This window comes from Sorangium sp. So ce1036 (assembly GCF_051369805.1).
In the GTDB taxonomy this organism is placed as follows: Bacteria; Myxococcota_A; Polyangia; order Polyangiales; family Polyangiaceae; genus Sorangium; species Sorangium cellulosum_F.
In genome coordinates, this window is the sequence record NZ_JBBMOX010000001.1 from 2,576,832 (window position 1) to 2,589,136 (window position 12,305).

Annotated in this window: 12 protein-coding genes; 7 read left to right on the plus strand and 5 right to left on the minus strand. The window is 70.7% G+C overall.

Translation table 11 applies throughout. The annotated features are described in order from the left end of the window. Positions 1–244 precede the first annotated feature (244 nt). A complete protein-coding gene (locus WMF31_RS09860; RefSeq protein WP_436601685.1) occupies positions 245–1,171 on the minus strand; it encodes an AraC family transcriptional regulator in 927 nt (308 codons plus the stop codon). Positions 1,172–1,285: 114 nt separating this feature from the next. Here WMF31_RS09860 and WMF31_RS09865 point away from each other — a divergent pair, with 114 nt between their 5' ends. Then, positions 1,286–2,182 (plus strand): SDR family oxidoreductase, encoded by an 897-nt coding sequence (locus WMF31_RS09865; protein WP_436601686.1) that lies wholly within the window; start codon positions 1,286–1,288, stop codon positions 2,180–2,182. A gap of 731 nt (positions 2,183–2,913) precedes the next feature. On the opposite strand, the gene WMF31_RS09870 is transcribed toward WMF31_RS09865, so the two are convergent. Then, positions 2,914–3,909 (minus strand): trypsin-like serine protease, encoded by a 996-nt coding sequence (locus WMF31_RS09870; protein ID WP_436601687.1) that lies wholly within the window; start codon positions 3,907–3,909, stop codon positions 2,914–2,916. A 695-nt stretch (positions 3,910–4,604) separates the two neighbouring features. Between WMF31_RS09870 and WMF31_RS09875 the strand changes: the two genes are divergently transcribed. Beyond that, complete coding sequence (locus WMF31_RS09875) at positions 4,605–5,090, plus strand: VOC family protein (protein ID WP_436601688.1); 486 nt, start codon at positions 4,605–4,607, stop codon at positions 5,088–5,090. A 61-nt stretch (positions 5,091–5,151) separates the two neighbouring features. On the opposite strand, the gene WMF31_RS09880 is transcribed toward WMF31_RS09875, so the two are convergent. Beyond that, on the minus strand, positions 5,152–5,547 hold the full coding sequence (locus tag WMF31_RS09880) for a cupin domain-containing protein (RefSeq protein WP_436601689.1): 396 nt from the start codon (positions 5,545–5,547) through the stop codon (positions 5,152–5,154). 450 nt (positions 5,548–5,997) lie between these two features. Between WMF31_RS09880 and WMF31_RS09885 the strand changes: the two genes are divergently transcribed. Continuing rightward, entirely contained in the window at positions 5,998–6,894 is an 897-nt protein-coding gene (locus tag WMF31_RS09885; protein ID WP_436601690.1) for an undecaprenyl-diphosphate phosphatase, read from the plus strand. Positions 6,895–7,085: 191 nt separating this feature from the next. Then, positions 7,086–7,493 (plus strand): thioredoxin, encoded by a 408-nt coding sequence (trxA, locus tag WMF31_RS09890; protein WP_436601691.1) that lies wholly within the window; start codon positions 7,086–7,088, stop codon positions 7,491–7,493. An 18-nt stretch (positions 7,494–7,511) separates the two neighbouring features. Here the strand turns inward: trxA and WMF31_RS09895 are convergent, their stop codons facing one another. Next, on the minus strand, positions 7,512–8,108 hold the full coding sequence (locus tag WMF31_RS09895) for a glutathione S-transferase family protein (protein ID WP_436601692.1): 597 nt from the start codon (positions 8,106–8,108) through the stop codon (positions 7,512–7,514). Between the two features lie 692 nt (positions 8,109–8,800). Between WMF31_RS09895 and WMF31_RS09900 the strand changes: the two genes are divergently transcribed. Further along, positions 8,801–9,298, plus strand: coding sequence for an RNA recognition motif domain-containing protein (locus tag WMF31_RS09900; protein ID WP_436601693.1), 498 nt, complete (start codon positions 8,801–8,803; stop codon positions 9,296–9,298). 149 nt (positions 9,299–9,447) lie between these two features. After that, complete coding sequence (locus tag WMF31_RS09905; RefSeq protein ID WP_129351493.1) at positions 9,448–9,627, plus strand: hypothetical protein; 180 nt, start codon at positions 9,448–9,450, stop codon at positions 9,625–9,627. A gap of 503 nt (positions 9,628–10,130) precedes the next feature. On the opposite strand, the gene WMF31_RS09910 is transcribed toward WMF31_RS09905, so the two are convergent. Further along, positions 10,131–10,538, minus strand: coding sequence for a hypothetical protein (locus tag WMF31_RS09910; RefSeq protein WP_436601694.1), 408 nt, complete (start codon positions 10,536–10,538; stop codon positions 10,131–10,133). A 572-nt stretch (positions 10,539–11,110) separates the two neighbouring features. On the opposite strand from WMF31_RS09910, the gene WMF31_RS09915 reads away from it, so the two are divergent. Further along, positions 11,111–12,187, plus strand: a complete 1,077-nt coding sequence (locus WMF31_RS09915; protein ID WP_436601695.1) for a DUF72 domain-containing protein — start codon at positions 11,111–11,113, stop codon at positions 12,185–12,187. The last annotated feature ends 118 nt before the right edge of the window (positions 12,188–12,305 follow it).

The window sequence follows — 12,305 nt, forward strand, 5'->3', positions numbered from 1 at the left end:
AGTCACATTCCCTGCCGGGCCCAGCATGGCCCAGCCAGACGCCTTCGGGAGCGTTCGCCTCCGCCGCGACGGTCAGCGAAGCCGCCCGGCTCGGCTGGCCGCTGTCGCGCCTGGACGAGCTGCTGCCCGACGCCTGGGGCAAGTCGCCGACGACCGACGCGTGAGCCGAGGCCCCCCCGGGGGGGCAGCGGCAGATCGAATGCATCCGGGGGAGCGCGAGCGCCCGGGCGGTTACCTGCCATCATCACTCCGTCGCGCGTGATGCACGGCGGCGGAGCGCATACCTTCGCGGCGACGAGCCCAGCACCTTCTTGAACGCGAGGCTGAACGCGCTCTCGGACTCGTACCCGAGCGAGCTGGCGACCGTCGCGATCACGTCGCGCGAGGTCGTGAGTCGCTCGGCGGCGAGCAGCATGCGCCACCGCGTGAGATACGCCCGCGGCGTCACGCCGACCTTCTCGTGGAAGCGGAGCGCGAAGACCGAGCGCGACATCGACGCGATCTTCGCGAGCTGAGGCAGCGTCCACGCCCGCTCCGGCGCCTCGTGCATGGCCGTGATCGCCGCGCCGATCTGCCTGTCGCCGAGCGCGCGCAGCCAGTTGGCGCCGCCGGCATTCTCGTCCACGAGATACTGCCGCAGCGCTTGAACGAGGATCATGTTGCCGAGGTGCTGCACCATCAGCGCACTGCCCGGTCGGCGCTCCCCGAGCTCTTGGCGCATCCGCTGGATCGACCACGCAAGCACGTCTCGTGCAGCGGCTTCGCGAACGCGGATGACGGGCGGCAAGGCGCCGAGCAGCATCGCCCCGTGCTCTCGACCCAGGTCGAAGTGGCTCCCCACGAGGAAGAACTCGCCCCCGCAGCCGCACCGGAGGACGTCGCCGTGGCGCGCGTTCGCCCAGACCTCGTCGGCCGGCACGGGCCGCACCGAGAGCGTGCTGGCCAAGACGAACGAGCGGCCTCTCGGCAGCAAGAAGCAATCGCCCGCGTCCATTCGCACCGGCCTTCGAACGCCCTGGACGCGTAGCCAGCAGGAGCCCGCGAGCACCGCGTAGCACTTGATGCCCTCGTAACGCCCGTATCGAATCGCCCACGCGCCGCCCGCGTCGAGACCTCCAGACACTTGGCTCAGAGGTCTCAGCAGCGAGAGCACATCGGACAGCGGGTCCATTGGGGACGTTTTAGCAGAAAATACGGACTTCGCATCGTGGTTCGTTCGGCAGGATCGGCCTACGGTCGCCATCACTCCCGGCGCTGTCGCGCGGGGACAACAAGGAGGTCCTTCATGCGTGTGTTCGTCACAGGCGCAACTGGCTTCATCGGCTCGGCCGTCGTCGCGGAGCTGCTCCGCACAGGGCATCACGTCGTCGGCTTGGCGCGAAGCGACGCGTCGGCGGCGGCGCTGGCGCGGCAGGGAGCGGAGGCGTTTGGAGGCGACCTCAACGACGCGGCCGCGCTCGCGGCCGGCGTGAGATCGAGCGACGGCGTCATCCATCTCGCACACGACTGGGCGGCGGGTGACCTCGCCGAGTCGATGGTCTCGGATCGCCGCGCCATCGACACCATCGGCAGCGCACTCGAAGGGACAAACAAGCCCTTCGTCGGCACCAGCGGCGTGATGGTCCTCGCGCCGGTCCGCATCGGTGCCGAGGACGACGCGGGCGATCCGGCGTCGGCCGCGAGCTTCCGCGTGCCGTCGGAGAACGCGGTCCTCGCCTTCGCCCAGCGTGGCGTTCGCGCGTGCGTCGTGCGTCCTTCGCCGTCGGTGCATGGCCCCGGCGATACACGCGGCTTCGTCGCGATGTTCGTGCAGGCGGCGCGACAGCACGGCAAATCGGCCTACATCGGCGCGGGAGACAACCGATGGTCGGCGGTGCACCGGCTCGACGCGGCGCGCCTCTTCCGGCTCGCGTTGGAGAAGGGAATTTCCGGTACGCGCTACCACGCCGTCGGTGACGAGGGCATTCCGTTCCGAGAGATCGCGGAGAAGATCGGCCGCGGACTCGGCGTACCAACGGTGTCGCTCACGCCCGAGCAGGCCAGCGCGCACTTCGGCCCGTTCGCGCCCTTCACGGCGATCGACAACCCCGCGTCCAGCGCGCTCACGCGGGCGCGACTCGCGTGGGAGCCGCAGTCACCGGGCCTCCTCGAGGATCTCGAAACCGGCATCTACACGTCGTGAACGGCGTCGCACTCCGCGATGTGACCGAGCATCTTGATGTTGCCGACGCGTGAACAGCCGTGCGAGGGATACCACCCAGTCGTGCAGGCTATGCGAATCGGACGAACGGTTGCAGCCCTGGCCTCCCTCCCGGGGAGCGCGCTCTATATCGCGTCATGCATCGCGCCGTCATCCGATGCAATCTCGGAAACGGAGGCGCCATGGAAACGAGGGAGGATCATCCCTGTTTTCCCGGTCGGTTTCCTCAGCAGGGGCCATGTTCAGACTCTACCCCCGCTCCGCGGCGCCGCCAGCGTGGAGGGCCGCCGGCGCGCCTCAGGCGGGCGCCCCCGGGCCGCCGCCGTCGGCTCCCGCCTGCGTGACCGCCTCCGTGGCCGGCGGCGCGGCCGGGGCAGCCTGCGCGCCGCTCCTGGCGCCGCCCTGCGCGCGCCGGGCGCTGGCCTCGCGGTGCGCGTCCCTCCTCGGTGAGCGCGCCGTCCGCCCGGCGCCTCCGCGGCGGCCCAATGCGCCCGTGCCGGTGAGCCGAGCGGGTCCTCCGCCCCGGGGTCACGACACGCTGGTCGAAGGGAAGGTGACGAGCTGGATACGTCGCGACCAGCCGAGCTCGAGCCGACCGAGCTCGGCGCGGATCTGCTCGACAAAGCCAGCGGTGCAGGTCGCAGCCGCTCGTCATCCGCTAACTCGACCTGGATCCCTGTGCCTGAAGCCTGAGCGGCACGGTCCAGGCGCCCTCACGGGCACGCGACCGAGTTCGGCAAGCACCGGTTGCAGGTCGTGCCGCCGCCGGGCTCGCAGCAGTGCTGTCCCGAGGGGCACGCGGGGCCGGGGGGCGGCTCGGGGTTGTACACGCGCTCGGTGCACACGGTGCCGCAATCCAGCATGAGGCCCGTTCCCTTCGAGGTCTCGTACATCCAGGTCCGCTTGGGCGGGATGAGCGCGGCCTGCTGCTTCATCGAGAACGAGGGCGCGTCGTAGTAGCGGCCCGAGTGGACGGCCACGGCCATGCGCACGCCGTTCCGGGTGAGGAGCCAGGGCGCACCCGAGTCGCCGCCGCAGGTGTGCCTTGTCCCGTAGGGCGACTTGATGCTGAGCACATCGAACGATTCCCTGTCCATGACGAAGCCGGTGGCGATGCGCTTCGTGCTGTCCGAGCCGCCGCAGCCCGCGGCCGACAGGCCATAGCCGATGATCGAGAACGCGCGGTCGCTGGTCGAGCTCGACGTCCAGGGCGACGTGTAGCCAAAGAGCCTGGCCGTGCCGGTGACGCTGAGGTTGACGCCGGCCGCGCCCGTGAGCCGGACGATGGCGATGTCGTTATCGACGTCCGGCGTGAGCCCGGAATCATAAAACGTGTGCTGGTACGTGCGCGCATTGCCGGTGTAGACGTTCACGACCGAGCCGGCGGCGTTGCGGGTGCTGACGCTGACGGTCGTGAGCGCGCCCCGGGAAAGGCTGTCGACGCAGTGAGCGGCGGTGAGCAGCCAGTGCGCGGTGAGGACGGACGCCGTGCAGCGGGACCCGATGCCGGTGAACGTCAGGTTCACGATCCACGGCTCCGCGGTGGTCGCGGGCGAGCTGGTGAGAGGCTGCGGCGCCTCGCCCACCTCGTCGGCGCCCCCGTCCTCCGGCTCGCTCCAGCCGGCCGGGGTCTCGGTATCCATCGCGCAGCCGCTCGTGGCGAGCACGGAGAAAGAGAAGGCGGCTGCGAAAGCGTGAGTCGATTTCATGTGATGTCTCCCTGATCTGGTTGGCTATGAGCGGGTCATGCCCTGCATGGGTGATGAACAGCGCTGCGGGATCGAGCCCCACGAGACGTGTCTCGCCTCCATCGAGGGTCGCCCCGATCGCCGCGCGATCCGCTGGCCAGCGGATCGCGCGGCGATCGGGATCGCCGCTGCGGGCGAAGCGCAGCGGGGTGACCTGGGCCAGCGCGAACGCGCGCTTCGACCTCGGTGAAGGCAAGCTCGTTGCTGCGTGCCCGGTCAAGGCCGGGTGTCGGACAGGAGAGCAACCCTCGGGCCAGTCCTCGGGCGCAGCGGGCGGCGGCCTTCACCGCCCGCGCGCGCCGCTCGTCAGGCGATGGATCGGCACCACGGGACGGTCCCGCGACGCGCCTCGCCGTGCGCTTGTGGCGCTCCGTTGTGCGAGGACCTGCTCAACTTGTGCGAAGACTTGCGCAAGCGCGCGTGGTCCTCGAGGCGGAACGCGGACCGGACCGCCATCGCGGCATCACGGGCGGATGTGCTGCAGCGCACCCCAGGAAGGCGCTCGCCCGACGCGCGCGCGCCGGCGAGCCGAGCGAGTCCTCCGCCCCGGGTGTCACGCGCCCACGGATCCTGCGGGATCGTCGAAAAAAATTCCCGGGACCGATGAGTTTGGGCCTGACCGGCAGTCCAAGCCTCCGAGGAGGAACGATAGGATCATGAAGAGCACCGCGAAAATTTTCCCGCATCTCTGGTACGCCAAGGAGGCCGAAGAGGCGGCGAGGTTTTACGTCTCGATCTTCCCGAGCTCGCGGGTGGACCACGTCACCGAGCTCCGGAGCGAGTCGCCCAGCGGGCCGCCGGGATCCGTGAGGGTCGTGGATTTCACGCTCCTCGGGCAGCGCTTCCAGGCGATCAGCGCCGGGCCCCACCACGAGTTCAACGACGCCGTCTCGATGGTCGTGGCCTGCGACGACCAGGCGGAGCTCGACCGCTACTGGAACGCGCTCCTCGAGGGGGGCGGCCGGCCGCAGGCCTGCGGCTGGCTCATCGATCGCTTCGGCCTGCGGTGGCAGATCGTGCCCGCCGCGCTCGACGAGATGATGCGCGACCGCGATCCGGCCCGCGCGAAGAGGGTGACGGACGCGCTCCTGAAGATGGTCAAGCTGGACATCGCGGCGCTCGAGCAGGCCTACCGCTCGTAGCCCTTCGCGGCCACGTCGCCACGGGCAGCGGCGGGAGCCCGCAGCCGGTCGTCGCGTGGGATCAGCACGCGCGGTGCTGGGTGCCCTCGCCGGGCGTGATGAAGATCATCACGCTCGGCGCGCGCACGATCTGCCCGTGCCAGACGCCGCGCGGGACGATGCACGTGCCCTGATTGCGCAGCTCGATCACGCGCTCGCCGCGCTCGTCTTCCAGCACGACGTCGACCGCGCCGGAGAGCAGGATCAGGAGCTCGTCGCCACGGGGGTGGACCTCGCGGTGATCGGGGCTCTCGTCCATGTGAAAGAGGCCCACCATGCGGCCGGCGTGCAGCTCCTCGCGCTCGCCGATCTTCGCCCAGAACTCGGCGTCCACAGGGATCAGCTTCGCGGCGCCGCCGTCGAGGAGCTGCACGTAGGTGTCGGAGAGATGAAAAGCGTGGCTGTCGTGTCGGGTCATGCGCGCATCATGGCCCCTCGCGCGCGCCGGTGATTGTAGATTCTTTCCCGATGATCACCGTCTGGGGCGCAAGATCCAGTGTCGTCCGCTTGATCGTGCCCAGGTTCGAGCGCGTGATCTTCTTCGGGTCGACAGCCTCCTCGGCAAGGCTGATCCGGGCCAGGCGACAGGGGTAACACGAGGGGATGGGGGATGAGGACGGTCAGAACGGTTCGGCAAGCGAGACCCAGGCCGGGCCTCGGGGGGATGGCGGCAGAGGACTCTCCAGGGGATTCTGGGATGTCAAGCCCGAAGGTGGATGCCCGACCCTGTCGGTGAGAGGCGACCCCCTCCGCTGTCGTTGGCCCGTGCGGTAGCTCGCGGCACCTCCACAGCGCCGCCCCGCGGCCGCAGCGACCTCGCAGCGCGCTCTCGATCCGCCGCGCCCCGCGTGCGGCTAGACTCGGCGCAATGTTCTGGTTCGATGCCGTCCTGCTCGGGATCCTCGAGGGGCTGACCGAGTTCCTCCCCGTCTCCTCGACCGGTCACCTCATCCTGCTCGGCGCGTGGCTCGGCCACGAGAGCGAGGCGGCGAAGACGCTCGATATCGTCATCCAGCTCGGCGCGGTGCTCGCCGTGGTCGTCTATTTCCGCGCGCGCCTCGCCGACACGCTGCGCGGCGTGCTCCGGCGCGATCCGGAGAGCCTCCGCCTCGCGTTCGCCGTCGTGATCGGCTTCATCCCCGCCGCCGTGGTCGGCCTGCTCTTCCACAAGGCCATCAAGGCGCACCTGTTCGGCCCGGGGCCGGTCGCGGTCGCGCTCATCGCCGGCGGCGTCCTGATGATCGCCGTCGAGGCCGTCCGGAGCCGGCGGCAGGATCCCGGCGACCCCCGCCTCGAGGACATCACGCCGCGCCGCGCCGCCGCGATCGGCTTCGCGCAGTGCTTCGCGCTCTGGCCCGGCGCGTCGCGCTCGATGACCACCATCGTCGGCGGCCAGCTCTCCGGCCTCAGCACCGCCGCGGCCGCCGAGTTCTCGTTCCTCCTCGCCATCCCGACGCTCGGCGCCGCGACCGTCTTCGACCTCGCCAAGAACGGCCGCGCGCTGCTCGACGCGCCCGGCGGCCCCACGGCCCTGGCCGTCGGCCTCGCGGTCTCCTTCGCGGTCGCCCTGCTCGTGATCGCGGTCTTCCTGCGCTACCTCAAGCGCTACGGCCTCGCGCCGTTCGGCTGGTACCGCATCGCCCTCGGCGCGCTCGTCCTGTGGCTCTGGCTGGCGAGCCGCGCTGCCCCCACGGCGGACGGCGCCGCCGCCGTCGCGCCGGGGCCGCAGGCGGACGCCGCGGCGACCGCCCTGCGGCGCGAATAGCTCGAGGCGAGCGCCTCCCCGCGAGGCCGCCTCCCGGCGAGGCCGCCTCCCCGCGAGGCCGCCTCCCGGCGAGGCCGCCTCCCCGCGAGGCCGCCTCCCCGCGAGGCCGCCTGCCCGGGGCGCGGCGCATCTTCCACGCGTAGCCGAGAGCCCCGGCGGACACGCGCGGGGGTCGACGCTATGCTCCGCCGATGAGTACCACAGAGCTCAGCGCGGAGAACTTCGAGCAGACGGTCGAGTCGAACGACATCGTCCTCATCGACTGGTGGGCGCCCTGGTGCGGCCCCTGCCGTACCTTCGGGCCCGTCTTCGAGAAGGCCTCCGAGAAGCACACGGACATCGTGTTCGGGAAGATCAACACCGACGAGCAACGGGATCTGGCCCAGGCCTTCAATATCCGCTCCATCCCGACGCTCTTCATCTTCCGCGAGAAGGTCCTCCTCTTCGCCGAGGCGGGCTCGCTGCCCGCCTCGGCGCTCGATCAGGTGATCGAGAAGGTGCGCGCGCTCGACATGAACGAGGTGCGGACGAAGATCGCCGAGGCCGAGGAGGAGGCGAGGCAGGCCGCCGAGGAGGGCCAGGCGGGCGGCGGGGCCTGACGGCCGCGCGGCGCGCGCTCAGCCGGGCCTGTCCTTGGCCATCGCGCGCGCGGCGGCGGGGCGCGCGGCGCACCGGGCGAGGTAGTCGTCGAGGCGCTGGCCCTCCGGCAGGCCGGGGCGGAACCACCGTCCCAGGCTCGCGAAGAGGATATCGGCCGCGGTGAGCTCGCCCCCGAGGATGTAGTCGCTCTTCGCGAGCGCGGAGGCGATGCGCGCGTGGACCTCGGCGAGGCCGCGGAAGGTGTGCACGAGCGCCGGGTTGTCGGTGACCTTCGCGAACTCGAGCGTGACGACCGGCTCGACGACGCCGGCGTACCACGCGAGCCAGGTCAGGTACGCGCCGCGCCGAGGATCGCCGACGCGCGGCGCGAGGCCCGCCTCGGGGTGGAGGTCGGTGAGGTACAGCATGATCGCGATCGACTCGGTGACGAGCGCCCCGTCGTGCTGGAGCGCGGGGACCTTCCTGTCCGGATGCGGGTTCGCGGGATCGGCGGCGCCCGAGCCGTCCATCCGCGGGATGCTCGTGTAGACGATATCGTATTTCGCGCCGAGCTCCTCGAGGAGCCACACGATACGCGAGGAGCGCGACTGCGGAGCGTGAAAGAGCGTGAGCATGGTGGGCCTTTTAGCCCACGGCACCCGCGCGCGGAAACGGCAAGATGCACGAGGGACACCCGCGCGCGGGAACGCGCGGGAACGGGAAGAAGAAGGCGCACGAGCGACCGCGCCGGCGCGGTGGTAGGCCCGACTCGGGCATGTCTTGTTGGGATGATGACCTGCCGGGCTCGGGACCGATCCAGATCTTGCCCTGGTGAGAGGGACGATCTGTCTCTCGCTCATGCGCTCGCCCCTCTCGAGCGCCGCCCGAGCAAGAGCGCGGGGAGAGCAATGGATGCGACGCGTCGCCACCGCAAATTCGTCCTCTGGCGATGCGCTGCGCGCTCGGTCCGGTCTGGCCCCGGGGCTCTCCACGGTCACGAGTCGGTCACGAGCGTCGCTGGAGTCGCGCGAAACGCAACGTTGCTGCTTGACTTCTTCCGAACGAGCGCGGCCGACTGCGCGCGCTCGCGACGTCATCCACGGGCTCGCCCGCTCAACATCGCCGGATCTCGCGCTCGAACGGCTCCGGGCGCCCCGGGAGATCTGGGATGGCCGAGGAAGGCGGAACGGCTCGCTTGCGGAGGACGACGCGTCGGGCTAGGATGCTCTCTCTCACGAACGTCCCTGGCCCTCGACACGACGCTTTCCCTCCTCCCTCCTTACGTGGGGAGGCTTCAGCTCGCTCGGACGACTGGACGACGCACCGTGTGACCGCGCGGGAGTTCCGCGCGGCACGTCTCCGTTCGATCCGTCACGGCTTCGTCGGATGGCAGGCCGAGAGCGCCCCTGGCGCACCAGAAAGCCGTGAAAAAAAGCAGGATGACATGGGAAATCGTCTCTACGTAGGAAACCTTTCGTTCAGCACCAGCCGGGAGACCCTCGAGGCCGCGTTCGCCGCAGCCGGCGAGGTCCGTGAGATCGCGATGCCGACCGATCGCGAGACGGGGCAGCCGCGCGGCTTCGCGTTCGTCACGATGGGCTCTGCCCAGGCCGCGAACAGCGCCATCTCGCAGCTCAACGGGGCCCTCCTCGACGGCCGCCCGCTCAAGGTGAACGAGGCGCAGGAGCGTCCGGCGCGCAGCTTCGGCGGCGGCGGTGGCGGCGGCTTCGGCGGCGGCGGCTTCGGCGGCGGCGGTGGTGGTCGCGGCTTCGGCGGTGGCGGCGGTGGTGGCCGTGGCGGCCGCGGCGGGCGCGAGCGGTACTGATCGCGCGTGCGGCGCGGCGGCGTGTGTGCGCCGCCGCGCCTTGTCTTTTCCGGCGGCCGAGCGCCGCCGCGCCTTGTCTTTCGGCGGCCATGCGCCGCCGCGCCTGTCTTTGAAGCGCGCCGGAAGGCGCTGAAAGGCCAGAGGTCCGCATGCAAAAGCAGGGAGCGTTGAAGCGGCAGAAGGAACGCGCGCGGCAGGAGAAGCAGCGCGAAAAAGACGCGAACCGCCTCGCACGCCGCAGGGAGAAGGGCCCCGGCTCCAACGCTGCGCCAGGAGAGGATCCGGACATCGCGGGGATCGTCCCCGGGCCTCAGCCGCCCATCGAGTAAACCGCTCGGCGCCGAGCCCGGGCGCCGCGGCGGCCGGGCTGGTAGCGTGTTGTCCAGGTCCCGCGCTGCTCGCGCGGGAGCGCGGTAGAGCCTGCCGAGCTGCCCGGCCCGAGAGACCGTGTTCGTCCCATGACGCCGGGATCCGTCCGTCGCGTCAGGGCAGCGCATCGGCTCCTCGCCGCAACCCTCTCGATCCGTTGAACGCGAACGTCCACTCGCGTGATGCTCGCGTGATGATCGAGAGGAGCCTGACATGTCGAGGAGGAGCCTGACATGTCGAGCACGATGCACATCGGCCTTGCCGGAGACAGGGGCGGCGACGTTCGCGCCCACCGCGCCGTCCTCTCGCTTTCGAGCTCGTCGCGAGCGGGGGAGGCCCCCGGGCGGCTCGAAGGGTTGCCGGAAGACCGTCTGGCGAGCTCGGAGGCGCCGCTCGGCCCGCCGGGCGAGGCGGACCGCAGCGGGGCGCCGGGAAGCGCTCGTCTCGCGGAGGTGACGCCGCCCTACGACACGTCGGAGCGCGGCCGGTACGTGGCCGTGGCGACATACCGGAGGATCCTGGAGCAGAACTCGCCGCCGCAGCTCCCCCGGCAAACGCATTCGCCCTCGAAGCGCATCGAGCGCGCAGCGAGGGCGCTCAGGATCTCCTGCGTCGCGTCGTAGCCGCCGTTGTCGCAGGACGAGTACGAGCACGGCATCTCGAACAGCGCATGCGCGTGCTCGACGACGACACGACGGATGTACTGCGTATCGTTCGTGGGCGCGTTGGGCCGTGTCTCACGGATTTCCAGGCTCAAGCTCTCGAGATCCGGAATCTTTTGAAGGAGCTTGCCGGCCGCTCGCTCCCGCTGCCCGCGGAGGGCCATGCGCTCTTCACGCTCGATATTCCTGCGGCGGTTCGCTGAATACATCTCTCACCTCTGTCGCGCAGGAATGCACCGAGCCCCTGCATCTCCAGTATAGCGCAGGCGTCGAGGTGGCGCATGAACAATCTGGGTTTTCCAGGATCGCGTCGAGCTGCCACAGGACGACGGAAGAGCACGTCGTCAGGGCGATCGGCTGTGGACAGTCCATCGCAGGTCAACGAGCGAGGAGCGGTCCCATGCCCGCCTGCTGCCCCGCCCCGACAAGCTGCCTCGGTCGGTCCAGCGCCGCGCGTGTGGCTGATCCTGCAGGAGCTGCACGGCAGGTGAGGAGACGGGGGGAGCCGGCGCAATGCACCGTCAAGGTGTGAGGACGTTCGGTTGCTCATCGCAATGGGCTGCGACTCGCCCGTGGACCACGAGAGCATGAGCCCGCGGGCGACGCCGCCCCGAGCCTGGCCGCCGGCTCCACGCGGCCGCCTCATCGGTCTTCACGCGTTCACCACGTCTTCGAAGGCGCGATTCCGCGAAGCTGGACGGGGCGGACAGGAGGCATTGAAGGCGGCAGCGGCGCTTCGCGCGCTTCCGCTGTCGGGGGGCGGCCTTAGGATGGGGCCATCATGCATCAAGCCCCCCTGCGCGACCCCCCGCGGTCGCTTCCAGAGGAACCCCCGAATCCCATCGAGGACCGGCTCCTGCGCGCCTCCGCGCTCGCGGCGTGCGCCCCCGTGCCCGCCCGCCTGGATCGCATCCTCGCCGGGACCGCCGGGTGGACCGATCCCACCCTGATCAAGAGCCGCCGCTTCTATCCGAAGGGCGTGGCCACCCCGGAGCAACGGCTCAAGTTCTACGCGTCCCAGTTCCCGGTGGTCGAGGTCAACTCGAGCTATTACGCCCTCCCGAGCCCCGCCGTCGCCGAGCAGTGGGTCCAGCGGACAGCGCCCGATTTCGTGATCAACCTCAAGGCGTTCGCGCCGCTCACCCATCACCCGGTGGAGCCCGCCCGCCTCCCCGCAGACCTCCAGCGCGCCCTGCCCGCAGCGCTCCTCGACAAGCAGCGCCTCTACCCGGCCGATCTGCCCGCCGAGGCCAGAGACACGCTCTGGGACCGCTTCCGGCGGGCCATCGCGCCGATCCGCGAGGCGCGCCGGCTCGGGTACGTGCTCTTCCAGTTCCCCCCGTGGTTCACGGCCACCCGCGGCCACGTGAGGGCCATCGAGGACTGCCGCGCGCGCATGGACGGGTTTCCGTTCGCCGTCGAGCTCCGGCACGCCTCGTGGGGGACCCCCGACCGGATCGAGCGGGTCATCGCCTTTCTGCGCGATCTCGGCGCCTTCTACGTGATCGTCGATGAGCCCCAGGGCAAGGCGAACAGCATGCCTCCAGCCCCCCTCGTCGCCGATCCCCGCCTCGCCGTGGTGCGCTTCCACGGCCGGCGCGTCGAGACCTGGGACGCCTCGGTGAGCGTCCACGAGAAGTTCAGGTATCTCTACGATCCCGCGGAGCTCGATCCCTGGGCCGAGACCGTCGAGCGACTCTCCCACGAGGCAGAGCGGGTGCACGTGATCTTCAACAACTGCGTGTCCGATCACGCCGTGCTCGGCGCGAAAGGGCTCATGGCGCTGGTCGCCGCCCGCCACGCCGCCCGCGCGGTGGACGAGGCCGCCCCGGCGCCGGCAGCTTCATCCATTCACTGACGCCCCGCAGGTGCCCCGCTCCTGCGGCGCTCGGCGTCCGCGGACATCCCTGGGGTCCCGCGAGGCAGCCCACGGTGATCCGGCGTCTCCACGGCGAGGCGCGCCGCCCGGCGCCGCC